This is a genomic window from Bacillus sp. EKM206B, assembly GCF_011066015.1.
Taxonomy (GTDB): Bacteria; Bacillota; Bacilli; order Bacillales; family Bacillaceae; genus Bacillus; species Bacillus velezensis.
The window spans coordinates 39665-66499 of the sequence record NZ_JAAMNL010000004.1 but is presented as its reverse complement, the minus strand read 5'-3'; the positions used below and the strand labels follow the sequence as shown (position 1 = coordinate 66499).

30 protein-coding genes and 1 other RNA gene are annotated in these 26835 nt (G+C 44.9%); 20 read left to right on the top strand and 11 right to left on the bottom strand.

The window, feature by feature from the left end; all coding sequences use genetic code 11:
• Positions 1-129: 129 nt before the first annotated feature.
• From sucA to G9F50_RS09160, 3 genes are all read left to right on the top strand, one after another.
• Complete coding sequence (gene sucA / locus G9F50_RS09170; protein WP_007407971.1) at positions 130-2964, top strand: 2-oxoglutarate dehydrogenase E1 component; 2835 nt, start codon at positions 130-132, stop codon at positions 2962-2964.
• A 15-nt stretch (positions 2965-2979) separates the two neighbouring features.
• A complete protein-coding gene (gene odhB, locus G9F50_RS09165; protein ID WP_021493911.1) occupies positions 2980-4227 on the top strand; it encodes a 2-oxoglutarate dehydrogenase complex dihydrolipoyllysine-residue succinyltransferase in 1248 nt (415 codons plus the stop codon).
• A gap of 73 nt (positions 4228-4300) precedes the next feature.
• Positions 4301-5041, top strand: coding sequence for an MBL fold metallo-hydrolase (locus G9F50_RS09160; RefSeq protein WP_060562864.1), 741 nt, complete (start codon positions 4301-4303; stop codon positions 5039-5041).
• A 38-nt stretch (positions 5042-5079) separates the two neighbouring features.
• Here the strand turns inward: G9F50_RS09160 and G9F50_RS09155 are convergent, their stop codons facing one another.
• Positions 5080-6051 (bottom strand): bile acid:sodium symporter family transporter, encoded by a 972-nt coding sequence (locus G9F50_RS09155; RefSeq protein WP_032866238.1) that lies wholly within the window; start codon positions 6049-6051, stop codon positions 5080-5082.
• A gap of 203 nt (positions 6052-6254) precedes the next feature.
• Between G9F50_RS09155 and G9F50_RS09150 the strand changes: the two genes are divergently transcribed.
• On the top strand, positions 6255-7592 hold the full coding sequence (locus G9F50_RS09150; protein WP_060562866.1) for a sodium-dependent transporter: 1338 nt from the start codon (positions 6255-6257) through the stop codon (positions 7590-7592).
• Positions 7593-7631: 39 nt separating this feature from the next.
• Here G9F50_RS09150 and G9F50_RS09145 read toward each other — a convergent pair whose 3' ends face one another.
• From G9F50_RS09145 to G9F50_RS09135, 3 genes are all read right to left on the bottom strand, one after another.
• Positions 7632-8477, bottom strand: a complete 846-nt coding sequence (locus G9F50_RS09145) for a superoxide dismutase (RefSeq protein ID WP_007407976.1) — start codon at positions 8475-8477, stop codon at positions 7632-7634.
• Positions 8474-10357: a terpene cyclase/mutase family protein gene (locus tag G9F50_RS09140; RefSeq protein ID WP_165406545.1), complete on the bottom strand. Its 1884-nt coding sequence runs from the start codon at positions 10355-10357 to the stop codon at positions 8474-8476. Before G9F50_RS09140 ends, G9F50_RS09145 begins: the two co-directional genes overlap by 4 nt.
• Positions 10358-10453: 96 nt before the next feature.
• Complete coding sequence (locus tag G9F50_RS09135) at positions 10454-11941, bottom strand: aldehyde dehydrogenase family protein (RefSeq protein WP_060562868.1); 1488 nt, start codon at positions 11939-11941, stop codon at positions 10454-10456.
• Between the two features lie 183 nt (positions 11942-12124).
• Here G9F50_RS09135 and G9F50_RS09130 point away from each other — a divergent pair, with 183 nt between their 5' ends.
• From G9F50_RS09130 to G9F50_RS09120, 3 genes are all read left to right on the top strand, one after another.
• On the top strand, positions 12125-12328 hold the full coding sequence (locus tag G9F50_RS09130; protein ID WP_007407979.1) for a DUF6501 family protein: 204 nt from the start codon (positions 12125-12127) through the stop codon (positions 12326-12328).
• A gap of 65 nt (positions 12329-12393) precedes the next feature.
• Positions 12394-12534, top strand: coding sequence for a DUF4025 domain-containing protein (locus tag G9F50_RS09125; protein ID WP_101536302.1), 141 nt, complete (start codon positions 12394-12396; stop codon positions 12532-12534).
• Positions 12535-12827: 293 nt separating this feature from the next.
• Positions 12828-13172, top strand: a complete 345-nt coding sequence (locus G9F50_RS09120) for a PH domain-containing protein (protein WP_003153783.1) — start codon at positions 12828-12830, stop codon at positions 13170-13172.
• Positions 13173-13216: 44 nt separating this feature from the next.
• Here G9F50_RS09120 and G9F50_RS09115 read toward each other — a convergent pair whose 3' ends face one another.
• Together G9F50_RS09115 and G9F50_RS09110 are read right to left on the bottom strand one after the other, a co-directional pair.
• A complete protein-coding gene (locus G9F50_RS09115; RefSeq protein ID WP_003153785.1) occupies positions 13217-13450 on the bottom strand; it encodes a hypothetical protein in 234 nt (77 codons plus the stop codon).
• Positions 13447-13719 carry a hypothetical protein gene (locus tag G9F50_RS09110; protein ID WP_003153786.1) on the bottom strand — a complete coding sequence of 91 codons (273 nt, stop codon included), beginning with the start codon at positions 13717-13719 and terminating at the stop codon, positions 13447-13449. Before G9F50_RS09110 ends, G9F50_RS09115 begins: the two co-directional genes overlap by 4 nt.
• Positions 13720-13789: 70 nt before the next feature.
• Here G9F50_RS09110 and G9F50_RS09105 point away from each other — a divergent pair, with 70 nt between their 5' ends.
• The gene (locus tag G9F50_RS09105; protein ID WP_003153787.1) at positions 13790-14272 is read left to right on the top strand and encodes an Hsp20/alpha crystallin family protein; all 483 of its coding nucleotides are present in this window, start codon (positions 13790-13792) and stop codon (positions 14270-14272) included.
• Here the strand turns inward: G9F50_RS09105 and G9F50_RS09100 are convergent.
• Complete coding sequence (locus G9F50_RS09100) at positions 14259-14492, bottom strand: hypothetical protein (protein WP_060562870.1); 234 nt, start codon at positions 14490-14492, stop codon at positions 14259-14261. The two genes, G9F50_RS09105 and G9F50_RS09100, sit on opposite strands and share 14 nt — an antisense overlap.
• Positions 14493-14584: 92 nt before the next feature.
• On the opposite strand from G9F50_RS09100, the gene gerPC reads away from it, so the two are divergent.
• From gerPC to G9F50_RS09065, 7 genes are all read left to right on the top strand, one after another.
• Entirely contained in the window at positions 14585-14965 is a 381-nt protein-coding gene (gene gerPC / locus G9F50_RS09095; protein WP_060562872.1) for a spore germination protein GerPC, read from the top strand.
• Between the two features lie 83 nt (positions 14966-15048).
• Positions 15049-15540, top strand: coding sequence for a TraR/DksA family transcriptional regulator (locus G9F50_RS09090; RefSeq protein WP_003153790.1), 492 nt, complete (start codon positions 15049-15051; stop codon positions 15538-15540).
• A 144-nt stretch (positions 15541-15684) separates the two neighbouring features.
• Positions 15685-16311, top strand: coding sequence for an FMN-dependent NADH-azoreductase (locus G9F50_RS09085; RefSeq protein WP_003153791.1), 627 nt, complete (start codon positions 15685-15687; stop codon positions 16309-16311).
• A 222-nt stretch (positions 16312-16533) separates the two neighbouring features.
• A non-coding RNA gene (gene ssrS / locus G9F50_RS09080) (6S RNA) lies at positions 16534-16719 on the top strand.
• A gap of 107 nt (positions 16720-16826) precedes the next feature.
• A complete protein-coding gene (gene recQ, locus G9F50_RS09075; protein WP_060562874.1) occupies positions 16827-18605 on the top strand; it encodes a DNA helicase RecQ in 1779 nt (592 codons plus the stop codon).
• Positions 18606-18840: 235 nt separating this feature from the next.
• A complete protein-coding gene (locus G9F50_RS09070) occupies positions 18841-19713 on the top strand; it encodes a 3D domain-containing protein (RefSeq protein WP_003153795.1) in 873 nt (290 codons plus the stop codon).
• Positions 19714-19875: 162 nt separating this feature from the next.
• Complete coding sequence (locus G9F50_RS09065; RefSeq protein WP_025284849.1) at positions 19876-20268, top strand: hypothetical protein; 393 nt, start codon at positions 19876-19878, stop codon at positions 20266-20268.
• 31 nt (positions 20269-20299) lie between these two features.
• Here the strand turns inward: G9F50_RS09065 and G9F50_RS09060 are convergent, their stop codons facing one another.
• Both G9F50_RS09060 and G9F50_RS09055 read right to left on the bottom strand, forming a co-directional pair.
• A complete protein-coding gene (locus tag G9F50_RS09060; RefSeq protein ID WP_060562876.1) occupies positions 20300-21277 on the bottom strand; it encodes a S66 family peptidase in 978 nt (325 codons plus the stop codon).
• 64 nt (positions 21278-21341) lie between these two features.
• Entirely contained in the window at positions 21342-21845 is a 504-nt protein-coding gene (locus G9F50_RS09055) for an N-acetyltransferase (protein ID WP_014305189.1), read from the bottom strand.
• Between the two features lie 188 nt (positions 21846-22033).
• Between G9F50_RS09055 and G9F50_RS09050 the strand changes: the two genes are divergently transcribed.
• Complete coding sequence (locus tag G9F50_RS09050; RefSeq protein WP_060562878.1) at positions 22034-22816, top strand: VLRF1 family aeRF1-type release factor; 783 nt, start codon at positions 22034-22036, stop codon at positions 22814-22816.
• A 144-nt stretch (positions 22817-22960) separates the two neighbouring features.
• The gene (locus tag G9F50_RS09045) at positions 22961-23497 is read left to right on the top strand and encodes a DUF420 domain-containing protein (RefSeq protein WP_003153801.1); all 537 of its coding nucleotides are present in this window, start codon (positions 22961-22963) and stop codon (positions 23495-23497) included.
• Positions 23498-23563: 66 nt separating this feature from the next.
• On the opposite strand, the gene G9F50_RS09040 is transcribed toward G9F50_RS09045, so the two are convergent.
• The gene (locus G9F50_RS09040; RefSeq protein WP_003153802.1) at positions 23564-24229 is read right to left on the bottom strand and encodes a lysozyme family protein; all 666 of its coding nucleotides are present in this window, start codon (positions 24227-24229) and stop codon (positions 23564-23566) included.
• A gap of 191 nt (positions 24230-24420) precedes the next feature.
• Here G9F50_RS09040 and czrA point away from each other — a divergent pair, with 191 nt between their 5' ends.
• Positions 24421-24753, top strand: coding sequence for a Zn(II)-responsive metalloregulatory transcriptional repressor CzrA (gene czrA / locus G9F50_RS09035; protein WP_007407993.1), 333 nt, complete (start codon positions 24421-24423; stop codon positions 24751-24753).
• Positions 24754-24782: 29 nt separating this feature from the next.
• On the opposite strand, the gene G9F50_RS09030 is transcribed toward czrA, so the two are convergent.
• Positions 24783-25304, bottom strand: coding sequence for a CcdC protein domain-containing protein (locus tag G9F50_RS09030; protein ID WP_007407994.1), 522 nt, complete (start codon positions 25302-25304; stop codon positions 24783-24785).
• Between the two features lie 224 nt (positions 25305-25528).
• Between G9F50_RS09030 and G9F50_RS09025 the strand changes: the two genes are divergently transcribed.
• Together G9F50_RS09025 and G9F50_RS09020 are read left to right on the top strand one after the other, a co-directional pair.
• Positions 25529-26248: an MBL fold metallo-hydrolase gene (locus G9F50_RS09025; protein ID WP_060562880.1), complete on the top strand. Its 720-nt coding sequence runs from the start codon at positions 25529-25531 to the stop codon at positions 26246-26248.
• On the top strand, positions 26248-26814 hold the full coding sequence (locus G9F50_RS09020) for a TetR/AcrR family transcriptional regulator (RefSeq protein WP_060562882.1): 567 nt from the start codon (positions 26248-26250) through the stop codon (positions 26812-26814). Before G9F50_RS09025 ends, G9F50_RS09020 begins: the two co-directional genes overlap by 1 nt.
• Positions 26815-26835: the final 21 nt, after the last annotated feature.

Genomic DNA, 26835 nt, shown 5'->3' with positions numbered 1-26835 from the left:
TCCAAACGCAATCAGTGGTAAAATATCCTTGGAAGCGTTTTTATTACATAATTTTGGGCACAGCGTTCAAAAGTTATTTCAAGATAGTGAATTGATCACTTGATTATCTAGGTTGGGGGTAATATTCAAATGTTTCAAAATAATATGAAACAAAGAATGAATTGGGAAGATTTTTACGGACCGAACCTCGGCTATGCACTGGAGCTGTACGACCAATATGCTGAAGATCCAGACAGCATTGATCCGGATCTGAAAGACATGTTTGACGAACTCGGCGCTCCGCCAAGCCAAATAAAAGAGGCATCGGGAACAAAGGAACAGGGACGCGTCACCGCAGATCTGATTCAAAAGATCGCAGCAGCAGTTAAACTTGCAGAAGATATTCGAACCTATGGCCATCTGAACGCTTCCGTCAATCCGCTCAGAAAGGATCCGAAAAAGAGCGAGCTCTTTCCGTTATCCGAGTACGGGCTTACAGAAGAAGAAATGAAAGCAATACCCGCGTCTGTCATCTGTAAAGACGCACCTGCCAATATAACAAACGGCTTAGAAGCCATCCAGCATTTACGCAATACCTATAAAAGAACCATCTCCTTCGAGTTTGACCATGTGCATGATTTCGAAGAGCGCGCATGGATTACAAAAATGGTTGAATCCGGAGAATTGTTCCGGAAAAATTCACCGGAAAAACTGTCAGCCGTTTTAGAAAGACTGACGGAAGTAGAAGGATTTGAACAATTTTTACACCGGACATTCGTCGGTCAGAAGCGTTTCTCAATTGAGGGATTAGACGCGCTTGTGCCGGTTCTTGACGACATTATCGCCCAGTCTGTGAAAGCGGGCACAACCAATGTCAATATCGGGATGGCGCACAGAGGCCGTTTAAATGTGCTTGCGCATGTGCTCGGCAAACCGTATGAGATTATTTTCTCAGAATTCCAGCACGCGCCGAATAAAGACCTTGTGCCGTCTGAAGGATCGACCGGCATCAGCTACGGCTGGACGGGCGATGTAAAATACCACCTCGGTGCAGACAGACAGCTTCAGGATGCTGAAACCAAAAGCGCGCGGATTACGCTTGCAAATAACCCGAGCCATTTGGAATTCATCAATCCGATTGTTGAAGGAAGCACGCGGGCGGCACAGGAAACAAGAACGCAAAAGGGGTACCCGGTTCAAGACGAAACAAAATCGCTCGCCATTTTAATTCACGGTGACGCAGCGTTTCCGGGAGAAGGCATTGTCGCCGAGACGCTGAACTTAAGCTCTCTGAAAGGCTATCAGGTCGGCGGGGCCATTCATATCATCGCCAATAATATGATTGGCTTTACAACTGAAAGCGATGAATCACGATCCACGAAATATGCCAGTGATTTGGCGAAGGGCTATGAAATTCCGATCGTTCACGTCAACGCGGATGATCCGGAAGCATGCCTGTCAGCCGTTAAATTTGCGGTTGAATACCGGAAGCGGTTCAATAAAGATTTCTTAATCGATTTAATCGGGTACAGACGGTACGGCCACAATGAAATGGATGAGCCGTCAACGACACAGCCGATGCTGTATGACGCCGTCAGAAAACACCCGACTGTCAAGCGGATCTTTGCGGAAAAACTCGTAAGTGAAGGACTGATCAGCGAGGAAAAAGCGCAAAACATCGAAACGACAGTGACAAAACGAATTGAAGACGCCTATAAAAAGGTGCCCGCCAAAAAAGAAGACGCCGTACGGGAAATTGAATTGCCGGAACCGGTGTCCAACGGTTTTCCAGACGTTGACACAGCCATTGATTTTGATGTTCTCCGCAAGCTGAACGGCGAACTTATCAACTGGCCGGAATCTTTTAACGTGTTCGGCAAGCTGAAAAGAATCCTGGAAAGACGTGCAAAAGCGTTTGATGATGACCGTAAAGTAGAATGGTCATTGGCTGAATCGCTTGCGTTTGCTTCCATTTTGAAAGACGGCACGCCGATCCGGCTGACCGGACAGGATTCAGAGCGCGGAACGTTCGCTCAAAGAAACCTTGTGCTGCATGACAGCGAAACAGGAGAAGAATTTGTTGCCCTCCATCACTTAGACGACTGCGCTGCTTCATTTACGGTGCATAACAGCCCGCTCTCTGAAGGATCGGTTCTCGGCTTTGAATATGGATACAACGTGTATTCGCCTGAAACGCTTGTGATGTGGGAGGCGCAGTACGGGGACTTTGCTAATGCGGCTCAAGTCTATTTTGATCAATTCATATCTGCAGGACGGGCAAAATGGGGACAAAAATCAGGACTGGTCATGCTGCTGCCTCACGGTTACGAAGGGCAGGGCCCTGAACACTCCAGCGGCCGCGTCGAGCGGTTCCTGCAGCTGGCGGCGGAAAACAACTGGACGGTGGCCAACCTGACAAGTGCGGCTCAGTATTTCCATATTTTAAGAAGACAAGCGAAAATGCTGCTTCGTGAGGAAATCCGCCCGCTTGTGATCATGACGCCGAAGAGCCTGCTGCGCAACCCGAATACGGTATCTGAAGTGCAGGAACTGAGCGAAAGCCGATTCAAGCCTGTCTATGAGCAGTCCGGTCTTTCCCATGCTTACGAAAAAGTGACTCGCGTCGTATTATCAAGCGGAAAAGTGTCAATTGATATCAGCGATCACTTCAACAAAATGGAAGGCGATAAGGATTGGCTTCATATTGCCAGAATCGAACAGCTGTATCCGTTCCCGGCAAAAGATACGAAGGAGCTTTTCGCCAAACTGCCGAACCTGCAAGAGATCGTTTGGGTTCAGGAAGAGCCGCAGAACATGGGGGCATGGAGTTATATCAGCCCGTATCTGACGGAAATCGCGCCAAAAGGAGTAAATGTCCAATACATCGGCCGAAGAAGACGATCCAGTCCTGCAGAAGGAGATCCGACAGTCCACAAAAAAGAACAGGAACGCATTGTATCTGATAGCTTGACTCGCAAAAACTAAGGGGGAAATGAAAAAATGGCGGAAATTAAGGTACCTGAATTAGCAGAATCAATCTCAGAAGGAACGATAGCCCAATGGTTAAAGCAGCCCGGTGATTATGTAGAACAGGGTGAGTACTTGCTTGAACTGGAGACGGACAAAGTAAATGTTGAATTGACAGCAGAAGAATCGGGTGTTCTAAAAGAGGTATTGAAAGATTCGGGTGATACCGTCCAAGTAGGAGAAATTATCGGTACCATTACAGAAGGCGCTGGCGAAAGTTCTGCACCCGCCCCTTCAGAAAGTGCTCCAGCCAATGAACAAACGAAAGAGGAAGCAAAAGCTGAACCTGCTGCACAAGAAGTCAGCCAGGAAGCACAATCAGAAGCGAAATCCAGAACGATAGCGTCTCCGGCTGCACGCAAGCTGGCAAGGGAAAAAGGAATTGATCTATCACAAATTCCGACGGGGGACCCGCTCGGCCGCGTGCGCAAGCAAGATGTGGAAGCTTATGAAAAACCGGCTTCAAAACCTGCGGCACAGCCGAAACAGCAGGCTCAAAAAACACAGCAAAGCTTTGACAAACCTGTCGAAGTGCAAAAAATGTCCCGCCGCAGACAGACGATCGCGAAACGATTGGTTGAAGTGCAGCAGACTTCTGCGATGCTGACTACATTTAACGAAGTTGACATGACGGCCGTTATGAATCTAAGAAAACGCCGCAAAGACCAATTCCTTGAGCAAAACGAAGTAAAACTCGGTTTCATGTCGTTCTTTACAAAAGCCGTCGTGGCTGCATTGAAAAAATTCCCGCTCCTTAACGCTGAAATTCAAGGCGATGAGCTGATCGTGAAAAAATTCTATGACATCGGTATCGCTGTCGCGGCTGAAGAAGGGCTTGTCGTCCCAGTCGTGCGTGACGCTGACCGCCTGACGTTTGCCGGCATTGAAAGAGAGATCGGCGAACTTGCGAAGAAAGCGCGAAACAATAAATTAACATTAGGTGAGCTGCAAGGAGGCTCCTTCACGATCACAAACGGAGGTACATTCGGATCGCTTATGTCAACACCGATCCTAAACAGCCCTCAGGTTGGGATCTTAGGTATGCACAAAATTCAGCTGCGCCCAGTAGCGATTGATGCGGAGCGCTCTGAAAACCGTCCGATGATGTACATCGCTTTATCATACGATCACAGAATTGTAGATGGTAAAGAAGCGGTCGGATTCCTTGTTACCATTAAAAACCTGCTTGAAGATCCGGAACAGCTGTTGCTGGAAGGATAATTTGAGACAGACAAAAAGTACACTGCCCTTACAAGCAGTGTACTTTTTTTATTGAGAGAAGGGGAGAATTTATATGAAAAGCTGTTATCCGCTTGAGATCGAATTTGAATATAATGAAGAATTGCATTCTATCACTCCGGTTCTTCTGCAAGACGAACATGACACGATATTAATAGACTGCGGATATCCCGGTTTTACAAACCATCTTCAACATGCTGCTGCCCGGCATGGAATGTCGCTTCATTCATTGACAAAAATCATTGTAACGCATCACGACATAGACCATATCGGCTCACTCGCTGCATTATACCGTTTGCATCCGGATGTCAGCGTGACAGTACATGAGCGTGAAGCGCCGTATATTGACGGCTCTAAAAAATCTTTACGGCTTGAGCAGGCTGAATCAACGTTTTGTTCATTGCCAGAGGATGCAAAGCCTTATGCAAAACAGTTCATCCGCTCGCTTCAATCAGTCGAACCGGCTCCAGTTCACCGGACAGTTACTGACGGCGAGCTGCTGCCTTGGTGCGGAGGCATTCGCGTTGTAGCCACGCCGGGTCATACACCCGGCCATATCAGTCTTTATCTGCCTGCCGAAAAAACTATGGTCACAGGTGATGCGGTCGTCATTGAAGACGGAAAGCTGAACCTTGCTAATCCCGGCTATACGTTACATATGGATGATGCGGTCCGTTCTGTGCAGCGGCTGCTCGATTACGATATCCGCCAATTGATTTGTTATCATGGAGGTTTATTTCAGGGGGATGTAAAAAAAGCGCTTTTGCGTCTGCTTCGTGATTTGCAGAATAAATAAGGATAGGAGCGGCAGCAGCCTATCCTATCCTTGTTCAGTTATGAAAACGGAATCTTTGCCGTTTCTTCTTCTTCGGCGCTGTTTTTCTCTTTTTTCTTAGACCAGTAGGTGGCAAGAACAGACCCCGACAGATTGTGCCATATGCTGAAAATTGCGCTCGGCACGGCTGACAAAGGGGAGAAATGCGCTGTCGCAAGCGCTGCGCCCAGTCCGGAGTTTTGCATCCCGACTTCGATCGCAATCGCTTTTTGTGAAGCATAATCCATTTTGAACAGCTTTGCAGTCAGGAATCCTAACAAATATCCGATTCCGTTATGTAAGATGACGACAGACACAATCAGCAGTCCTGATTGAAGCAAATGCTCACGATTTACGCTGACGACAGAGGATACAATCGCTACGATGCCGATTACCGACACGAGAGGAAGCGCGTGCACGGCTTGTCCGACCTGTTTTTTGAAGAACAGCTTCACAATCACCCCGAGGACGATCGGCAAAAGCACGGCTTGCATAATGGAAACAAACAGTGAGCCGAAAGAAACGGGGAGCCACTCTTTCGCAAACAGCATAATAAGTGCCGGCGTTACAATAGGAGCAAGCAATGTTGAGATCGTGGTGACCGCAACAGAAAGCGCCGTATTGCCTTTCGCCAAAAACGTCATGACGTTTGATGCCGTACCGCCCGGACAGCATCCGACCAGAATGACGCCCGCGGCGATTTCTGCGGGGAGGCGGAGCCCGATTGATAAACAGAAAGCCGTAAGCGGCATAATCGTAAACTGGGCAGCGACTCCGATCACGACATGCCAAGGCTTTCTGATTAATTCTTTAAAATCGTCTGCTTGAAGAGTAAGCCCCATCCCAAACATAATAATACCAAGGAAAATCGTCATATAAGAACTGATCCAAGAAAACAAATCAGGGCAGGCGAATCCTAAACCGGCAAAGACGATAACCCACAAGCCAAAGGTTTGGCCCGCAAACCCGCTTATTTTTTTCAGCCATTCCATAAACACAGCTCCTTTTACATTCAATCAATCAGTCAGAAAATATGACTGACTTTTCTGTATTCCATTATAAATAATTTTCTGAATAATTCAATATTAAATATAAGTTTTCAATAAAATTATTATGTAAACTAACATCTTCTTGACTATTCAGACATATATTCTTACAATTGATTTTTATACTGAAATGAATTGGGAGTGCTGAAGTGAAAGAAGCTAATCAATGGTCATCTAAGCTGGGATTTATTTTAGCTACGGCCGGCTCTGCAATCGGGCTCGGCGCAATATGGAAGTTCCCTTACGTAGCGGGAACCAGCGGAGGCGGCGCTTTTCTGCTTGTTTTTATTTTATTTACTGTTTTAATCGGACTGCCGCTTTTGCTTGCTGAATTTATTATCGGCAGAAAAACACAAAAAAACGCCGTTGAATCCTATAAGGCGCTCGCGCCGGGGAAAAAGTGGCACTGGATCGGATATCTCGGAATCATTACGTGTTTTATTCTATTATCCTTCTACAGCGTAGTGGGGGGATGGATATTAATCTACATTATAAAAGGCTTTACGGGCGGCTTATCGCTTTCTTCGGGATTTGATACGTTATTTATCGATACCATTTCAAATCCTTATGCAGCCGTTTTCGGTCAGCTGCTGTTTATCGTGCTGACGATTTTAGTTGTGGCAAAAGGGGTGAGCAGCGGCATTGAAAAAGTGAGCCAGGTGTTGATGCCGGCTCTGTTTATTCTGTTTATTCTCTTAATGATCCGCTCCGTTACGCTGCATGATGCAGCAAAAGGATTAAAATTCTTTTTTATGCCTGATTTTGGCGCGATGGATGCCAATACCATTTTATATGCGATGGGACAATCATTTTTCTCGTTAAGCGTCGGAGTGTCCGTAATGGTTACATACAGCGCATATTTAGAAAAAGAAGAAAATATTGTTCAATCCGCCGTATCGGTGACGGTATTAAATGTACTTGTTGCTGTGATGGCGGGAGTGGCGATTTTTCCGGCGGTGTTTGCATTCGGTCTCGAGCCGGATCAAGGCCCGCAGCTTTTATTTAACGTGCTGCCGACCGTCTTTAACCAAATGCCGTTGGGCATCGTGTTTTTGCTCGCCTTTTTGCTGCTGTTTTTATTTGCGACGCTGACATCGGCTTTTTCAATGCTTGAAATTTTAGTTGCTGTTTTGTCAAAAGGCGATTCGGCAAAACGGAAGCGTTATGCATGGATCGGGGGACTTGCTATATTTATTGTCGGGGTCCCTTCGGCGCTGTCGTACGGAATTTTGAGTGATGTTTCTATTTTTCACCGCAGTATTTTTGACGCTGCGGATTTTCTGGTCAGCAATGTCTTAATGCCGCTGGGCGCGCTTTTAATTGCCGTTTTCGTACCGTTGAAAATTCCGAAACAGATGCTGTTTGACGAACTGAAAAGCGGTTCCGGTATAAAACGAAAATGGTTTGCAGTCTGGCTCCTATTAATCCGTTATGTGGCTCCTGTAGCCATTATTATCGTTTTTCTGCACGTCCTTGGTATTTTTTAAACCAAAAGAAGCAGGCCCCCGTTCAAGACGGGGGCTTTTTTAATAAAGCGGCCATATCACGCGGTGCGCTTGCTCGAACCGTTTCTCCGCCTCCCGCCAATCAACGACATTCCACCATTGATCCACGTAAGCCGCTCGGTCGTTTTTATATTGTAAGTAATAAGCGTGTTCCCACACATCCAGCGGAAGCAAAGGAATGACGTCCCACTGGCTGTAGAGCTGATGCTTCTCAGCGGCCAAAATCTCCAGCCGCCCGGCGCGCGGCGCCCAGACTAGGATAGCCCAGCCGACTCCTTCGACTTTTTTCGCCGCTTGAGAAAATTGCTCTTTAAAAGCGGAGTAGCTTCCGAATGACACATCAATCATTTGAAAGAGTGCACCCGTCGGCCGTCTTTTTCCGTTTGGATTCATCGAAAACCAGAAAATACTGTGCAAATAATGGCCCGCGCCGTGAAACGCCAATTGCCGCCCCCAATGTGCCACTAAGTCGTACTGTTTCGTCTGTCTCGCTTTTTTGAGCTCCAGTTCTGCTTTATTCAGACCGTCAACATAGCTCTGATGGTGTTTTGTATGGTGAAGTTTCATAATCTCTCTTGAAATATACGGTTCCAGTGCGGAATAACTGTAAGGCAGTTTAGGGAGGACATGCTTGCCGATCGGCACATAAGCTCTGCGCTCATCCGGCTCTTCGGGTTCAGTAATGTCCCGGTAAAGTGCCGATGCCTGTTCGTACCATTCCGCCTCCGTTAATCCATCATCCTGAAGGGTGTGAAAAATCCGGTCGATTTGTGCCGCGAAGCGATCGAACCGACCTTGCTGAATGACTTGTTCCTTCAAGGTTTCACACCAATTCAGCATCTCGGTTTGATAAGCGTGCCGTTTCATTTTTCTTCCTCCTTTTCACTCATTTTCATAAAAGTGCTGAGCGCAAGCAAAGAAAACACATACGGGTAGCTGTGATACCTGATGTAAAACTGCTTCGGCAGGCCGATTCCGGTCGGATAGCTGAAAGCGGCTCCTTCGTAATGCTGGTTTTCAATAAGAAAAGATATGCCTTTTGTGACGGCTTGATGATGAGTTTTTTCGTATTGCAGCAAAGCTTCGGCCGCCCAAGCCGTCTGGACAAGCGTCCCGTAAGAAAGCGGAACATAGGTTTTCTCTTCTGCGCTTTTACAGGATTCCCCCCAGCTTCCGTCCTCGTTTTGAATGGACTTCAGCCAGCGGATCGCTTTTTTCACGGCCGGGTGGTTTTGGCTCACGCCGCAAGCCTTCATTCCTGTCAGCGCTGCCCATGTGCCGTAAATATAGCAGACACCCCATCTGCCGTACCACGATCCGTCCTCTTCTTGATGGCGGATCAGCCATTGGACGGCCTTTTCAATCTGAGGGTGATCAGAAGAAAGCCCCGCTTCTCCTAAACAGTGCAGCACCCGTCCGGTTAAGTCGCTTGTTGAGGGATCGATGGCAGCTTCCTCAGCCGATTCCAGCGGCAGCAGGCGGACCAGCGGATGATTGACATTTTTCTCAAAAGCAGAGAAGCCGCCGTCACTGTTTTGCATGGACAAAAGCCAGCTCAGTCCGCGTTCCCATGAGGCGGGATAAAGTTTTCGCGGAATGGCTTTGAGCACTGCGGCTGTGTCATCACAATCAGGATTATTTGTATTGATGTTTGAAAAACCCCATCCTCCCGGTTCAGCATGCGGGTTGTGAACGGCCCAATCAGCGACTTTCGTCTGCTGCCGTTCACGCAGAAACCGGGCGGCGCTGGTTATCATCTGATCGTTATCTGAGATGCCGCTTTTCATAAGCGCATAGTTGAGAAGCGCCGTATCCCAAACGGTCGACGTTGAATTTTCCAGGTACGGTATATCGCCGCAAGACGTGAGCAAAGCTTTCGTGCCGGCAAGTGCTTTTCTGATAACGGGGGAGTGGCGCGATACACCGAGAGCGAGCAGGCCGTACACCATAAAAATAGTGGCGCTCGCATAGCTGTATAATGTGCCGTCTTCTTCAATCCGGTCAAGCATATACGTTTTGGCCGTACGCAGACCGAGCTGGTGAAAAGCGGCAGGAATCTGCAAAAGCCGCTTCCAGTGCGCGAAAAGAGAAGAGAGGTCTCTGTTCTCATCCTGATCGGAACGAAGCCATGTAAACGGATTTTTAGTCATATGCCGATCTAAATACGCGAGAGACGGAACGTTGGGATTTTTCAGCGAAAATCTTTTGTTAAGCGTCACGGCCATCGGTACAAAATGAATACGGGCGTATGTACTGAACTGGTAAAAATGCAGCGGGAAGGATGGGGGAATGACTAAGAAAGATAATGGCAGATGCAGCGCGGGCCATGGATAAAGGCCGTTTGCCGCAAGCATCCACTTTGTCATGAAGTGTACGTTGCGCAAGCCGCCATTTGAGATGATAAAGCGTTCGGCCTGAATCATATGCGCCTCAGAACGGCTATATAAACCGGAAGCCAGCAAGCCGGCATAGCCCTGTACAGTGGCGGTCACATTTCCTTTCCGGTCATCAGGATAGTTGGCAAAAGTTCCGTCCGGGCGCTGTTTAGCGCGAATGCCTTCTGCAAGCTCAGCGATCAGTTCTTTATCATTGTCTCCAAGAGAAGTGAGGAGGAGGATCAGAAAGGCGTTTGTCAAAATCGGTCCTTCAAAACAAAATGACCATGAGCCGTCCGCATTTTGCGTTTCTCTTAATAGAGAGATGGTTTTCTTTTGGCGGCTTCTGACGTTTTCATGAATTGTGCTCACACTCGCTCAACTCCTTCAGAAGCATATATATTCATATGTAAAAGTCGGCATGACAAAAGAAAGAAACTGCTGACAGGCAGCAGTTTCTTGTTTGATTTAATCTTCCAGATTGATCCAGACGCTTTTCACTTCTGTATAATTATTCAGCGCGTAAGAGCCCATTTCCCGCCCGAGGCCGGACTGCTTATAGCCGCCGAAAGGAGATGCCGCATCGAAAACATTGTAGCAGTTGACCCAAATGGTGCCGGCTTGGAGACGGTCAGCAATGTAATGGGCGTTTTTCACATTCTCAGTCCAAAGTCCGGCTGCAAGGCCGTATTCCGAGCGGTTCGCCCGCTCAATGACTTCATCTACCGTATCATACGGAATGGCGGCTAAAACAGGGCCGAAAATTTCTTCTTTTGCGATGGTCATGCTGTCATCCACATCCGCAAATACAGTCGGGGAGACAAAATACCCTTCTTCAAACGGGCAGCTGCCGCCCGCGACAGCTTTGGCTCCTTCCGCTTTTCCTTTTTCAATATATGAAAGCACGCGCTCATGCTGTTCCTGACTGACGAGCGGGCCGATTTGTGTATCTTGGTGAAGGCCGGCGCCTTGCTGAAGCGATTTCGCATATGAAACCATTTCGCTGACGACCTCATCATATTTGTCTTTGTGAATGAAGACACGGGAGCCTGCGCAGCATACCTGCCCCTGATTAAACATGACCCCGTTTAAAGCGCCGGGAATCGCTTTCTTCAAATTGGCGTCAGGCAAAATGATGTTAGGTGACTTTCCGCCAAGCTCCAGTGTCACGCGTTTAATTTTTTTTGCGGCTTTTTCCATGATTTTTTTGCCGATTTCTGTAGAACCGGTAAAAGCGAGTTTATCGACATCGTCATGGTTGGTCAGCGCTTCCCCGGCCGTCTCGCCGAACCCTGGGACAATATTGATGACGCCGTCAGGGAAGTCCGCCTGATCTATTAATTCCGCTAAATAGAGGGCGGTCAGCGGTGTCTGTTCCGCCGGTTTCAAAACGATTGTGCAGCCTGTGGCAAGAGCGGCGCCCATTTTCCACATCGCCATAAGGAGCGGGAAGTTCCAAGGGATGATCTGCCCCACGACGCCGACAGGCTCATGGCGGGTGTAATTAAAATATGAGCCGGCGACCGGAATCGTTTGTCCGGTTATCTTTGTAGACCACCCGGCATAATAACGCATATGCTCAATTGCGAGCGGGATATCCCCATTCGTCGTTTCATTAATCGGTTTTCCGTTATCAAGTGTTTCAAGCTGCGCGAGTTCCGTTTTGTGCTCTTCCATTAAATCGGCAAGCTTATACATCAGCCTGCTTCTGGAAGCGGCCGGCATAGTGCGCCATTCGCCGTGATCAAAGGCTTTCCGTGCCGCTTTCACTGCACTGTCAATGTCTTCTGACTGTGCCTCGTAAAGCGTCATCAGCGTTTCTCCGGTTGCCGGATTCGGTGTGACAAATGTTGATCCTGAAGCGCTCGGAACAAATTTTCCGTCAATATAAAGTTTCTTCGTGCCCTGCAAAAATGTTTCCAGCCTTTTTGTGATCTGCATCGTTAAAGAACTCATTCGTAACAAACCTCCCGAAATTTTTTTATGGTCTGTTTTGAGCATCTTGATGTCCGCGCAAAGTAAGCGCATACAGTCATTCTATAATAACAGCCCCGGTAAAATCAATTGATAACCGTTATTGCAATTCACAAGAAAAAACGGCTACAATAAGCTTATCGATTAAGAAAAGGAGTTTTATAAATGATTCATAATAATTGGCAGACAAAAGAAAGCGTCAAAAAGGTCAAATGCGTACATACAGATGCGAAAAAATACATTGTCAAAAATGTGCTGACGCCGGGTAAAGAGTATGAAGTCAAAAATGAAACAGAAGAATTCATTTTTGTTGTAGACAATACAAACAAAGTCGGAGGCTTCTACAAAGAGTATTTTGAAGAAGTTTAAAGCTGAATGAATTTATTTTGCCTGAGCCATACTAAAAAAGACTACATATAAAGGGTGGCTGCAAAATGAAAAAAACAGAGCGAGACAAACAAAATAAAACATCAGATCAGCTTCAGCAAGTGCAACCTGAAGAAGGTACCGACACAACGATGGAACAAATTTCAGATACCTATAAAGAAGGAACAATTGAAGATACGGATCGTTGATGTTTTGTTGAAACCGCGGCATTGGAGAAGCCGCGGTTTTTTATGGCGAAAATAAAAAACTGACTTTTCGAAAAAAATACCGTTTTCTTGAAACCTTTTCTTCCGCTGAACCGTATTACTTCATAACTGCGGCACCTTTCGCGAAGGGCTTTTTTGATGAACGTTCTAAAAATGTAATCTGTTCGTAATGGTTTAAATGCCGTCTATGTCGTATTCTTATATAGGGATAAAGAACTTATTTTTTTATGATTGTAATAAAACAATAGTATAGAAGCAGAAAGTGGGGTTCTTCATTGGGAATTTTTTCTGTCAGCAGATCAACCGACACAAAAAAGCTGGAGGCTTTGCTCGTTGAGGGAGAACGGATCGAAACGATTTATAAACTGCGGGTTGACCAAATATGCTTTACGAATAAACGAGTGATTTTCTTTGATAATAAAATGTTCTCCAAAAAGAAAGTGCGCGTATTTCTTCCATATAAAACAATTGAAAGCTTCGCCATTCAAGAAGCGGGGATGTTTGATCCCGATACCGGGCTTGTATTAATGACAAGGGGAAAAACTTTCGAATTGGAATTTGCAAAAGAAACGGACTTGACTGAGGTTCAAGCCATCTTAACAAAATACTTATGCAGTTAAATATCACATAAAAGCCATCCGAATGCATGCGGATGGCCTTTTTATTATATAATGCTTGTTTTTCCGGAGTTCGAATCAATGAGATCCGGATCAGCGATAGAACTGATGGGGATATAAATCGGCGCCAAATCACCATTTTCTTCACCGAATCCGTAGTTGATCTTATTGGATAAAAAATAATCGATCTGCTGATACGGCCCGATCGTAATGGAAGAACCGCGGTCGACCGCATTTACTTTAAAGCCTCCTACATTTACCAAAACCGGCGAAAACATCATAATGGGCCTCCTTTTCCGGCAGGGATTTTATCGCATGCAGACTCAAAGGTTGATGGAGAATCAATTTGATCCCGGTCATCCACTTTGCCGTTCGTGCCGATAAAGCCGCTTGCATCTCCGAAGTTCTGTCCGTATCCCTGATTCTTTTTATCAGAATTCTGCCATTCCGCCAGTAAATTTTGTCCGACATTCACCGCTGAAGCATTTTCAAAGGAATTAATTTTCAACATGAAAATATTAATATTGATATATGGAGTTGGTTGAACCACAGGCAAACCTCCTTTAATACAGGTGTATGCCGGCTGTTATGACCGTATGCTTAGACAGGGGGCGATAAAAATGGATTTCGATAAGATGAAGCAATGGATGGAAATGGCGCAAAACATGTCCGGCGGCGACTTTTGGAAAAACGTTTTTGATGATGAACAACTGAAATCATTTCAAAACGGCCATTCTCATTTTCCCTTTCAACAGGGAGATGGGCAAATGAGAAGAAATGAGGATGCTTTTCCTCTTATAGATATTGTGGAAACCCATGATGAGCTCCAATTTTTGCTGTATCTGCCCGGCTACCGGAAACAAGATGTTCAGCTTTTGTCCTATGGAGAATATATTGTCGTAAAAGGCACGAGAAAATCCTTTTTCAATGAACAGGATTTTAAACAGAAGACCGGAAAATACGGCGATTTTGAAAAAAAACTCGATCTTCCGCATTCCGCTCAAGGTACGAAGGGAATGCAGGCGGTATTCAAAGACGGGATTTTATATATATCGATTGCTAAACATCTGGGGGATGCAAGCCAGATCATTATCGAAGGCTGATCTTGTTCGCTGTGCCATCTATCAGATCTGAATCATCGATACTCATGATAGGGATGACGGCAACGGTGCAATCACCGTTTTGTTCACCGTACCCTTCATTTCTTTTATTGGCTGCTGTGTTTCTCACCATAACGGAAGAGCCGGTGTTAAAAGCCGCTCCGCCGCTGATTCCGTTCATTTTTATATACTCAAAGTTGATAACGGACGGAAAAAACATCATGATTCGCCTCCTTTTTGTATATCATGTTTATATATTCGCAATACGGGACGCATAGAACTTTCCAAGAGTGACGGGGAAAGAAGTGATTTTCTTTGAAAAAAATAATGAAAGAGCTTTTCAAAAAAGTGTGTGAAGAAGAATTAGACCGGCTTAAGAAAGTGGAACAACAGCTTGATGAGCTTCAGGATAAGTGTCATTTTGAGCCGCAAACGGTTGAAGGGGAAAAAACATATGTCCATATTGAGCACGTCAAAGTGGACAAGGTTGAATACAATATTGATTTTGAACAGCTGAGTATAGAAGAGCTGAGCGGTATGCTGAATATCGGCGCCACTTACCATACACCGGCGCACAGGCTCAAACAAGCCTGCGCTGAAGAAAGTCGGGACAACCCGCAAAATGATGCTGCGAAAGAAAAAAGACAGACAAAGCAGCAGACACCCAATGTCACCATCAGGGGGAGAAAGCATTGACCCCCATTGTTTCATCCTCCTTTTTCGAGGGTATGTATTAACAGATGCAGCGAAGAATACAGACGAAAAAGGAGATGATGAATATGTCATTATCAAAAGAACAGCAGGACAGCCTTTATCATAAATTAATCGATTTAAAAGAAAGTCTTCAGGGAGAATCAAAAGAAAATCATTCAATGAGCGAAGACACAGGAGAACTGTCGAACGGAGTAGATAATCACTTAGCTGATCACGGAAGCATTTATTTGGACAGGGTCACGAATCAGACGCTGGACGGTGTCGATCAGAATCTTTTAGATGAGGTGAACGCCGCGCTTGAACGAATGGATAAAGGAACATACGGGATTTGCGAGAAAACGGGAAAAGAAATTCCTTATGAAAGACTTGAAGCCGTGCCGTACGCCAGAATGACCGTCGAAGCGCAGCGAGAAACAGAAGGGGATGTGAAAACAGACGCTCCGTCATATGAAAGGGAATTTCACGAGCAGGTGAAAGACCTCTCAAATAAAGAAACCGTTGATCAAAAAAGCTCACAAACTTACGAAATCCTGGATCGCGAGCAGGATTCACAATAATAGCAGCAGGTACATTCATATGTACCTGTTTTTTTATTCCATAAAAAATCTCAGAATCGAAATAAAATCATTGACTTTATATAAAAAAGAAAGTAACATACTATTTGTAAGTAAATATTAAAAGATTACCGGGAGGAATTTAGAATGTCTCAAGTATTATTTGTAAAATCAAGCGACCGTACGGCTGAAGAAGGCGTATCCGTAAAATTATACGAAGCGTTTCTGGCTGCTTATAAAGAAAACAATCCGAATGATGAAGTGATCGAACTTGATCTTCATAAAGAAAACCTTCCTTACCTCGGAAGAGATATGATTAACGGAACATTCAAAGCTTCAAAAGGAATTGAAATGACAGACGAAGAGAAAAAACAAGCGTCAACTGCTGACATTTACTTAAATCAATTCGTCAAAGCTGACAAAGTCGTGTTTGCATTCCCGCTTTGGAACTTCACAGTGCCTGCTGTGCTTCATACTTATGTTGATTACCTGTCTCGCGCAGGGGTTACTTTCACATACACGCCTGAAGGCCCTAAAGGTCTGATGGGAGATAAAAAAGTAGCGCTCTTAAACGCACGCGGCGGCGTATATTCTGAAGGACCGATGGCATCTCTTGAAATGTCATTAAACTTTATGAAAACCGTTCTCGGTTTCTGGGGTGTCCAAGATCTTCACACTGTTGTCGTTGAAGGCCATAATGCTGCACCGGATAACGCTCAAGCGATCATTGAAAAAGGACTGCAAGAAGCGAAAGATCTGGCTGCAAAATTCTAATTGCCATAACTCTTGCGCCCCTACAGGGTGTGAGAGTTTTTTCTATAATAGAAGAAACTGGCGGAAGCTTTCGATCTGATCTTATATTGATATATTGATATATTGATATTTTGTCGAAAAAACAATTTTTATGTAGAATAAAGCATTTTTTACAAAGAAAAAAGGTTTTCTGTAAAAGAATTAACCCTCTTGCCAAAATACGACTGATGGTGTAGGATATAAGAGAAGCTACATTGTTCGTATTGTTAATTAAGTTTTAACCTTTAAGCTGTAATAGGGAGTTTTATATCGAAGCCGGAATGTCATGCCTCCATTGCAGAGGACGACAGGAACGCTTCTGCAAACACCCACTTTGAGGAGTGGTGGTTTAAAACTTTCTTACTTGCGTACGGCATACGTAGCGAAAGCCATTTCCCTTGCGGAGATGGCTTTTTATTTTGAATTGCCCTTGAGCAGCGTACTTTATCAGTATGATAAAATAAAAGAATCAAAGACAAAGTGAGGTTTTACAACATATGCTGGATAAAGCCCAATCCCTTCTGGCGCATTATTTTGGCTACGACAGTCTTCGCGCGGGCCAAAAGCAGGCGATACAATCAGTTGCAGAGGAGAGAAAAAACACGGTCTGCATTATGCCGACTGGGGGCGGAAAATCAATCTGCTATCAGATTCCCGCACTGCTGTTTGAAGGAACCACAATCGTTATTTCCCCTCTTATTTCTTTAATGAAAGATCAAGTCGACGCGCTTGAAGAAGCGGGTATCGCGGCAGCTTATATTAACAGCACCCAGACAAGCCGTGACATTCATGAGCGCCTGACCGGTTTGAAACAAGGGGCTTACCGGCTCTTTTACATCACACCGGAGCGTTTGACTTCTTCTGAATTCATTCACATCCTGCAGAATATTACGGTTTCTCTTGTCGCCATTGACGAAGCTCACTGTATATCGCAATGGGGACATGATTTCAGGCCGAGTTACCGGAATATCGAAATCCTTTTTAATGAATTAAAAGAACCGCCCGTCATCATCGCCTTAACGGCGACGGCTACGCCTGAGGTTCATGATGACATCTGCAAGCAGCTTCATATTAAGAAAGAACAAACTGTATATACCGGTTTTGCCAGAGAGAATTTAACGTTTAAAGTAGTAAAGGGCGAAAACAAAGACCGGTTTATCGAGCGGTACCTCGAAAAAAATAAACACGAAGCCGGCATTATATATACAGCGACAAGAAAAGAAACCGACCGTTTATATGAGAAATTAAAACGCAGCGGCATCAATGCCGGCCGTTATCACGGCGGATTGGCGGATGATGACAGAAAAGACCAGCAGGAGCGTTTTCTTAACGATCAGATACAAGTGATGGTAGCTACGTCCGCTTTCGGAATGGGAATCGATAAGAGCAACATCAGGTTTGTTTTACACGCGCAGATCCCGAAAGATATGGAGAGCTATTACCAGGAAGCCGGACGAGCCGGGCGCGACGGTCTTAACAGCGAGTGTGTGCTCTTGTTTTCGCCGCAGGATATTATGGTGCAGCGTTTTTTAATAGACCAATCGGCCGCCGGAGAAGAAAAACAAAAGCAGGATCTCAAAAAACTGAGACAGATGGTGGATTACTGTCATACGGAAGATTGCCTGCAGAGGTTTATTCTGAAGTATTTCGGCGAGAATGAGGCGGAAGCTTGCGAAGCATGCGGCAATTGCACTGATACAAGGACCGCCCATGACGTCACAAAAGAAGCGCAGATGGTATTGTCATGCATCATCAGAATGAATGAGCGTTTCGGAAAAACGATGGTGGCGCAGGTGCTTAGCGGGTCTAAAAATAAAAAAGTGCTGGAAAACGGCTTCAGCAGCCTGTCCACTTACGGCATTATGAAGCATCAATCCGCAGCGGAAATCAGTGATTTTATCGAATTCCTTATTTCAGATGAATATATCAGAATGGCGGACGGCACATTTCCGACGCTTATGGTCACCCAAAAAGGCAGGGACGTTCTGCTTGGAAAAAGCGCAGTCGCGAGAAAAGAAGCCTTACAGGCCGCCGCCGTTACCGAAAATGATGAATTATTTGAGCTTCTCCGGCGTCTCCGCAAAGAGATTGCAGCTGAACAGGGTGTTCCTCCATTTGTCGTGTTCTCAGATCAGACGTTAAAAGAAATGTCGGCGAAACTTCCGAAAACAGATCAGGATCTTCTTTCCGTAAAAGGGGTCGGGGAACAAAAAAGATTGAAATACGGAGCGGTTTTTTTAGAAGAAATCCGAAATTATGTAAGAGAAACAGAGTGAAAAAAAGTTTTTTTAGAAATTTGCACATTGTGTTTTTCATTGGCGCCGGAAAAATCAGAAGCTTGAAAACCCTTGCTGTATCAAGGTTTCAGCAAGACTTACCAAGCGAGAGAAATGTTTCATGTAAAGGAACTGTAATCTAATTCAAATCGTTTTGTTATTGAACTGACATTTTCATATGTTACGATATCACCTGTTAGCCGCCAATAAAAAGCTAACAAGGGAGGATTTACTTATGAAGAAGACGATTATGTCCTTTGTCGCAGTTGCAGCAATTTCAACAACTGCATTTGGAGCTCACGCTTCTGCTAAAGAAATCACGGTGCAAAAGGGTGACACGCTCTGGGGGATCTCGCAAAAAAACGGAGTGAACCTAAAGGACTTAAAAGAATGGAATCAGTTATCTTCTGATTTAATTATTGAAGGAGAGAAACTGACTATTTCTTCAGTAGAAACAACCACATCTGGGCAGTACACAGTGAAGCAGGGCGACAGCCTCTGGAAAATTGCTCAGAAATTCGGAACATCAGTCGGCAATCTGAAAAGCTTGAATAACTTGCAATCAGATATAATTTACGCAGGCACAACGTTAAATGTGAAAGGTCAGGCTCAGGCTGCACAGCCGGCTCAAGAAGCCAGCCAGCCGCAAACTGAACAAAAACCAGCTGCTGAGACAGAACAGCCGAAACAAGAAGCTGTCAAAAACGAGCAGCCTAAACAAGAACCTGTTCAAGAACAACAACAACCTAAACAAGAAGCGAAGGCTGTCGAAGCAAAACAGCAGCCTGTTCAATCAAATACAAACCAACAAGAGCCTAAAAAGCAGCTGACAATGACTGCAACTGCTTACTCTGCTAACGACGGCGGCATTTCCGGTGTAACGGCAACCGGTGTTGACTTAAACAAAAACCCTGATGCAAAAGTCATCGCGGTAGACCCTAGTGTCATTCCGCTTGGCTCTAAGGTTTATGTTGAAGGTTACGGAGTGGCAACAGCAGCAGATACAGGCGGCGCAATTAAAGGAAATAAAATTGACGTATTTGTTGCAAAGAAAAGTGACGCTAACAACTGGGGCGTCAGAACAGTAAATGTTAAAGTATTAGACTAGTTTCATATAGAGATGAAGAACACAAGGCGAAATGCTTTGTGTTCTTTTTTTCTTCCCTTTTTTGACTGTATATAATCGTTATATGCGGAAAAAGAAAAAGCGTTTCTCTAATATAATAAGGAATGGATGTGAAAACGGAATCTGAAGGGATGTATGAATCTGATGGAGCCGGAATTTATATGTTTATGGAATGCCTTCACAGAATCACCGGTGTTTCAAGCAGGTATATGCACCGCTTTTGCCATTGTGCTCGTTATCGGACTGTCTATGCCTGCTGTCAGGCTGTTTCAGGCGCTTGACAGAGGGAGAGGAAGGCCAGCCGTTATTGAAAAGGTGAGACGTACTGGCGTGATGAAGAATGGCAGGCACGAGCTTGTACTTATTTTAAACGTAAAAAACCAAGACGGAACGCATGATAAACGTGAACTGACACACGCCGTATATAATGAAGAGATCAGCCGTTTTTATGAAGGAGCTTCCGTATGGGTGACGGCAGCGGCTGGCGGACGAATTATGATCGCTCCGCGCACGCCGCGGCATAAGGCGTCAAAATAAAAAGACGGGGCGGTTTTCCCGTCTTTATGTATTAATGCCGATCGATCCATATCTGTCCGCCTTCTGAGCCGGCTTCTATCCTGCATGTTCCTCCGATCGGGAATGTCATCAAAGGGGAGGTATGGCCGAAATCAGCATTTGCGATAACAGGCATGGATGACAGTTCTTCTTTTGTACGGATGACGGCACGCAGAGCCTCCTCAGACACATTTGAAGCATGCTGGAAACGTCCGATGACAATTCCCTTCACGGCTGAAAAAGCGGGAAGATGGATGAGTGACTGCAAATCCCGGTCAAACATATGAATGTCCGACATATGATCATCTTCTATAAACAGAATCACTTGTTCCATCTCCGGAAAGTATTCCGTGCCCTGCAGAAGATTCAGCGTGCATAGATTTCCTCCGATCAGTGTTCCTTCCGCATATCCGGGTTGAATAACGAGCGGTCCCGGATTCCGATAAAAACGTCTGTCCTCCTGGTTCAAATACCATTTATCATCACTCCACTCGGATGAAGGTTTTACCTCATACGGGTTGTCAGAAGCACAGCAGGCCAAGAAAGAGTCAATCGTATAGTCCAGCCCTTTTTTCATGGCAAATGAAGAAAAATGGGGACCGGAATATGTAATAAGGCCGGTTTTTTGATATATGGCATGGCCGAGAGCGGTAATATCTGAATAGCCGCAAAGGATTTTCGGATGCCGCTTGATGTTTTCATAATCAAGATAGCGGAGCAGCTGATTTGATTGGAACCCGCCGAGTGTCGTCAAAATCGCTTTGATGTCAGGATCAGCGAAAGCTTCGTGCAGATCCCGTACACGCGATTCAATCGATGATGAATGAAATTCATTTATTTCTTTTGCATTCTCTGAAAAAGAGACACAAAAGCCCAGCTCCTCCAATTTTGTCTTCGCGGCATTTATATTTTCATCTGACATAGCGGACATGCTTGTGGCCGGAGACACAATACGAATGCCGTCGCCTTTTTTCAATTTTTCCGGATACAAAAAAAACCCTCCTTAAATGGTTTAATCTATTACACCATATTAACGAGGGTTTATCTATCATTTTTTACAGGTCGACCCATTTAATGCCGCCTGATTGCGTATCATTGTCAATCCAGACATCAAATTGATGTTTTTCATAAAAATGAACGAGCCGGTCGACATGATCCCAATCACGCTTAGCGATGTCGCCCGTCACTTTCGGGATATTCTGCTCTCTGGCGATATGTTTTAAAAATTTCATGCAGATCGAGCCATAGCCGTGGTTCGGCGGCCCTTTAATGTCCCCGATATGAATGGCATTATCATAATAAGAAGCGATCAGTGAAAAACAGCCTCTTCCCCGGTAGGCTGATTCACAATCAGTCAGCATAATCTTACATGTTTGGCCATCATCAATCGAGGAAACAATGATCCAATCGTCATTGTTCGATTGATCAATACCAAGCACTCGCGCGTCTTTTGATACATCTATCAGATTTTCCCGCATTCTGAAAATCTGAAATTCAAGTTTATGAAGCTCTTTTTCCAGCTCTTTCTGATCTCTTTCTTCTGCAGTAAACAAAATCATACTCCTTTCACAGCGTAAAAGTCTTAGTCAAACACAAGTATCCATTGTAGTAAATGATGTCTTGGTTTGTAAATGGGTTTTGCAAAAACTTTTTTAGAAAAGTCTGCCGTTTATATGTGGATTGACGTTTTTAAGGCGGTGCAGATAGGGAAAGGAACAGTGAGCAGCGGAAAAAGGAGGAATCTATAATGGCAATTGACTCACTCATCGGCAAATTGAAGTACGTAATGACGGAATCTCCTGATAAAATGCTTTCCTTATATGTAAATACGGATATGAGAAATCCGGATCAGCAGGGGGGAGAGTGGAAAATCGCCTTGAAAACCGGTTTTCGGAGATTAAAAGAGTATCTGTCTGTAAGTGATCCGGAAGAAGAAAAATCTCTCGTCCGCATCATGGAACGTGTCTATCAATATATCGATGGGCTTGGTAAAGAGATGCCGCGAAGCCTCGTATTTTTTGCATCGGGGGAAGGCGGTGTCTGGGAGACGATTGAATTGCAGGTGCCTGTCGAAACACGATTTTATTGGGAAGAAACGGCTGTCCTTGATCAATTAGAACTTCTCCGTGAACAATTTCCAAGCACGGCTTTTATTCTCACCCAGCAGAATGAAGTGAAGATCATAGAAACCGTACTCGGAAAAATTGAAGGGGTGGAGCATTATCAATACGACGTCATCAATGAATCGTGGAAACCGCAGGATGTAAGCGGAAGCTTCGCATCGATGGACGAAGATGCGGCCAAAGCCCATGTCGAAGAAAACCAAAACAGGCTGTATAAACGATTGGCTTCAAACCTTGATCAAAAGGCCGCTTCACACCAATGGGAGCGTCTCGTAATCGCAGGGGACAAAGAAACAGCTGATATTCTCGATCAGCATATGAATAAACCGATAGATCGGATCATTCCAAAAAATCTGTTGAATGAAAATGAACATAAGGTGATAGAAGAACTGTTGAAGGAAGCATAATATGACGAAAGGCCGGGTCTCAAACGCCCGGTCTTTTTAGGGCTTAAGTTTGTCTAATTTCTGACGAAGCGGACGAAACCGTTGACATCAAAGCTGAATTCTCATACCATTTGGATAGTCAGTAAAATTGAGAGAGGTCATAAGATGAATCAGACAGAAAACAAACCTAAAAGTTATACCGGTATCGTGCTGACATTGACCGTTTTGATCAACGGGTTAATTGCGGTGCTGTTTTTTATGCCGAAATCGGGACAGGTCAGCATTGCCAATATTCATATTCTGCCGATGTTAAATGCCATTTTTAACAGCTTTACTTTTATCTTTTTGCTGGCAGCGCTCTTTATGATTAAGCAAAAAAATATTCAAGCGCATAAACGCTTTATTTTGGCGGCGTTTACGACGACTCTGCTGTTTTTGATCTGCTATGTCGTGTACCACTCGATAGCTGAGAATACTTTATTCGGCGGCCACGGCATCATTCGGGGGATTTATTTCTTTATTTTAATTACGCACATCTGTCTTTCCGCCGTTATCGTGCCGCTTGCGCTGTTTACGCTGATCAGAGGATTCAGCATGCAAGTGGAGCGCCACAAAAAAATCGCGAGATGGACGATGCCGCTCTGGCTGTATGTCAGTCTGACGGGTGTCATTGTATACTTAATGATCTCACCGTATTATTAAAAAAAGCCGTGCTCTGCGCGGCTTTTTTTCTGTTGATTGAAAAAAGGCGCCTCATCAGGGCGCCTTTTACTCTTCAAGCGTTTCAAGTGTTGTTACATTTAAGGATTGTTCAACGGTTTTTGTTTTTGCTTTTACTTTTTCTGCGTACGTGTAATCACCATAGCAGTAGGGATAACGGAAATTGTCTTTGTTCCCTCCGCAAGTGTAAAGTTTCGGATTCTTTTTGACCTGCTGCTCGGAGTATTGTTTTGCCAGTTCCTCAGTATGCGATCCTCCATGTTCAGCCACAAAATCAATATAGCCGGCTCCCATGTTGTAGCTTTGTATAATTGTATCCAAGTCTACGCCTTTTTTCTTGCCTGTTTGGTACATGAGAGTGAATTGTTTGATTCCCTGTTTGATACTGGTTTGAGGGTTTTTAATCTCATTTCGCTTTAAACCCAGAGATTCTGAAGACTGCATGGGATCATTTCCTCTTCCTTTTGACTCCTGATATATCATGCCGAGTACAAGCGATGTATATTTGGTGAGTCCTTTTTCATCCAGCTCGTCTTCAACAAGCGGTTTGTAATCTGTCAGCCGTTCAAGCACGATCGGTTTGACATCAAACGGAAGACTTTTGAGCCATTCATTATTTGAAAATAACAGAATGAGGAAGAAGGAAACCATGACAAAAACACATATCATCATAAGACCCGCGGCAGCGAAACAGCCTTTTTTCTTTTTCTCCACTGTGTTTCACCCTCAATTTCAGGAGCATTATGACTTTTTCATTATGACACAGATGAATGCGCGAAACCAAGCGGAAACCCGTATTTGAAACATAAATTTAAAATAACGGTTCTTTTGTCAGGCGCAGGATGTATCTGCATCAATTGACATTTGGTATAATTGGGCTACTTGAGAAAAGAAGGGTGAGGTATATGACTGAATTTCACGAATCCGGAAACACGAATGACCCCGCTGTCGATTTAGATGAGGAAACTTTATTTTTGGTTGCCCAGACTTTTAAGGCGCTGTCTGATCCGACCAGAATCAGAATTCTCCATTTGCTGTCACAGGGTGAACACGCGGTAAATGATATCGCAGAAAAGCTGAATTTGCTGCAGTCTACCGTTTCTCATCAGCTACGTTTTCTTAAAAATCTGCGCCTCGTCAAATCACGCAGAGAAGGAACATCCATCTATTATTCACCTGAGGATGAACATGTGTTAGATGTGCTTCAGCAAATGATTCACCATACGCGGCACGATTAAAAAACATCCCTGCTTTTTAGACAGGGATGTCAGCCGTACTGACTGTTATTGGTTTGGTCTCTGCTCGTTTTTAAAACATAAAAAGAGAAGCCGCTGTAATAAACTGCGATGAAATAAAAGATACTGATGGTCAGCGGATCGGCCCCGACCGTTTGGCTGTATGCCTCCGGATGGGTAAAGTCCGCTGTGACCCGGTAAATTTCAATAACGCGATAAACAAATCTCGATAGGAATAACGTTAATAGAATAAGTTCAATCCACAGGTGAGTGCGAAAATACATTTTTCCGCGGCGTTCTTCAAAAGAAATGTTCCGTTTAGCAAACAGGACCAGGAGCCAGCCGCAAAAAGTGCCGAATATAAGATGGCCGTATAAAGCCGGGTGTGTGATGCTGAAAAACGCCAGAGCTGCGGCCAGCAATGAAAACAAAATCATTCTTGTATAAAGCCAGCGGGGTTTCAAAGGCTGAAAGCCGACGGACCGTTTCACCTTTTTATACAGAAAAAAGGCAATCATTAAGACAGGGCAGATGCTTTGAAGTGTGATATGCATGGTGTGGAACTCCCCCTCCGTTGAGTAGTGTATGCTTATCCGGCTGGTTTTAGTAGTCTGATTTATTCGCAGGCTGAAAGCATCTTTTATCACATTATGCACGTTTCTTTTTTTGGCATAAGAGAATCGCCCGCGCCTTTCTCAGGATTTAAACAGAAAACTCTTGAAAAACTAACAGTATTAGTTAAAATAAAACTAATGATATTAGTTTTAGAGGGATGTTGATGAGAATCTTACAATACGGAAGGGTTTGGCAGCTGACTTTTTTTCCAGCGCTTTTCCCGGTGAATTGTTATTTGGTTGAAGAAGAAGAAGGAGTAACCCTGATTGACGCCGGACTGCCTAACAGTTATAAAGGAATCAAACAAGCATTGCGGCAGGTTGGGAAGCCGCTGAATGACATATTACTCACCAACGCGCACGGGGATCACATCGGTTCGCTTGACTCATTAGCTGCGGATTTTCCGGATGCTTCCGTCTGTATTTCTGAGCGGGATTCTTTCTTGCTGAAAGGTGACACTTCATTATTTGAGCATGAAGCACAAACGCCGATAAAGGGGGGAGTGCCGAAAAATGTTCAGACTGAACCTGATCGCCTGCTGAAAGGCGGCGAGCGGATCGGATCTTTACTTGTCATTCCCGCTCCCGGTCATACGCCGGGAAGCCTCGCTTTTAAAGATATGAGAAATGATATGCTGATCGTCGGAGATGCCTTTCAAGTACGGGGCGGCCTTGCTGTTTCAGGGAAGCTGAAATGGAAATTTCCGTTTCCGGCTTTTGCTACGTGGAATAAAGAAGAAGCTGTAAAAACAGCAAGAATGCTTATCGCTCAACAACCAAGCAGTCTGGCCGCCGGACATGGAAATGTTCTCTGCAATCCCGTTGAAATGATGGCTGAGGCTGCTGAGGAAGCTGAACGAAGCCTGTCGGGAGGCCGATCATAATGTCACCGAGAGTCGGAATGAGCCTTGACATGATATTGAGAGCCGCAGCAGGTATCGCTGACGAAAAAGGGCTGAACGAAGTGACGCTTGCGGCCGTTGCAAAGTCCTTAAACGTAAAACCGCCTTCCCTTTACAATTTTGTCAATGGCCTTCAAGGAATTAAAACAGAGCTGGCTGTCTCCGGTTTAACTATGTTATATGAAAAAATGTCGGCCTCTTCAGAAGGACTGACGGGTGAAACGGCTTTGCTCGCTCTTGCCGATGCCTATATCATTTTCGCCGAAGCCAATCCCGGATTATATGACGCAACATTTCAAAAGATAAAAGACGGCCGGATTGAGAATCTGTCAAGCCTGCTTGTAGAGCTTGTTGTCAAGCAGCTGACAGCTAACGGTTATGCACAGTCTGACACTGCGATTCATGCTGCGAGAGGACTGAGGAGCCTTCTTCACGGATTTGCCGTGTTGAGAAAACAGAGTGCATTTGAATTAACCGAATCAATTAAGGAAAGCCGGAAGTTTGCAGTTGTTGCTTTTCTAAGAGGTTTGCAGGAGAGGGAACAATAATATTATTATGTAAACTAAATA

Excerpts from the sequence above, each read along its gene's own strand:
- sucA (WP_007407971.1), top strand. The coding sequence starts at position 130 with ATGTTTCAAAATAATATGAAACAAAGAATGAATTGGGAAGATTTTTAC.
- odhB (WP_021493911.1), top strand. The coding sequence starts at position 2,980 with ATGGCGGAAATTAAGGTACCTGAATTAGCAGAATCAATCTCAGAAGGA.
- G9F50_RS09160 (WP_060562864.1), top strand. The coding sequence starts at position 4,301 with ATGAAAAGCTGTTATCCGCTTGAGATCGAATTTGAATATAATGAAGAA.
- G9F50_RS09155 (WP_032866238.1), bottom strand. The coding sequence starts at position 6,051 with ATGGAATGGCTGAAAAAAATAAGCGGGTTTGCGGGCCAAACCTTTGGC.
- G9F50_RS09145 (WP_007407976.1), bottom strand. The coding sequence starts at position 8,477 with ATGAAACGGCACGCTTATCAAACCGAGATGCTGAATTGGTGTGAAACC.
- G9F50_RS09135 (WP_060562868.1), bottom strand. The coding sequence starts at position 11,941 with ATGAGTTCTTTAACGATGCAGATCACAAAAAGGCTGGAAACATTTTTG.
- G9F50_RS09130 (WP_007407979.1), top strand. The coding sequence starts at position 12,125 with ATGATTCATAATAATTGGCAGACAAAAGAAAGCGTCAAAAAGGTCAAA.
- G9F50_RS09125 (WP_101536302.1), top strand. The coding sequence starts at position 12,394 with ATGAAAAAAACAGAGCGAGACAAACAAAATAAAACATCAGATCAGCTT.
- G9F50_RS09115 (WP_003153785.1), bottom strand. The coding sequence starts at position 13,450 with ATGATGTTTTCGCCGGTTTTGGTAAATGTAGGAGGCTTTAAAGTAAAT.
- G9F50_RS09105 (WP_003153787.1), top strand. The coding sequence starts at position 13,790 with ATGGATTTCGATAAGATGAAGCAATGGATGGAAATGGCGCAAAACATG.
- G9F50_RS09100 (WP_060562870.1), bottom strand. The coding sequence starts at position 14,492 with ATGATGTTTTTTCCGTCCGTTATCAACTTTGAGTATATAAAAATGAAC.
- G9F50_RS09090 (WP_003153790.1), top strand. The coding sequence starts at position 15,049 with ATGTCATTATCAAAAGAACAGCAGGACAGCCTTTATCATAAATTAATC.
- G9F50_RS09085 (WP_003153791.1), top strand. The coding sequence starts at position 15,685 with ATGTCTCAAGTATTATTTGTAAAATCAAGCGACCGTACGGCTGAAGAA.
- recQ (WP_060562874.1), top strand. The coding sequence starts at position 16,827 with ATGCTGGATAAAGCCCAATCCCTTCTGGCGCATTATTTTGGCTACGAC.
- G9F50_RS09070 (WP_003153795.1), top strand. The coding sequence starts at position 18,841 with ATGAAGAAGACGATTATGTCCTTTGTCGCAGTTGCAGCAATTTCAACA.
- G9F50_RS09065 (WP_025284849.1), top strand. The coding sequence starts at position 19,876 with ATGGAGCCGGAATTTATATGTTTATGGAATGCCTTCACAGAATCACCG.
- G9F50_RS09055 (WP_014305189.1), bottom strand. The coding sequence starts at position 21,845 with ATGATTTTGTTTACTGCAGAAGAAAGAGATCAGAAAGAGCTGGAAAAA.
- G9F50_RS09050 (WP_060562878.1), top strand. The coding sequence starts at position 22,034 with ATGGCAATTGACTCACTCATCGGCAAATTGAAGTACGTAATGACGGAA.
- G9F50_RS09045 (WP_003153801.1), top strand. The coding sequence starts at position 22,961 with ATGAATCAGACAGAAAACAAACCTAAAAGTTATACCGGTATCGTGCTG.
- czrA (WP_007407993.1), top strand. The coding sequence starts at position 24,421 with ATGACTGAATTTCACGAATCCGGAAACACGAATGACCCCGCTGTCGAT.
- G9F50_RS09030 (WP_007407994.1), bottom strand. The coding sequence starts at position 25,304 with ATGCATATCACACTTCAAAGCATCTGCCCTGTCTTAATGATTGCCTTT.
- G9F50_RS09025 (WP_060562880.1), top strand. The coding sequence starts at position 25,529 with ATGAGAATCTTACAATACGGAAGGGTTTGGCAGCTGACTTTTTTTCCA.
- G9F50_RS09020 (WP_060562882.1), top strand. The coding sequence starts at position 26,248 with ATGTCACCGAGAGTCGGAATGAGCCTTGACATGATATTGAGAGCCGCA.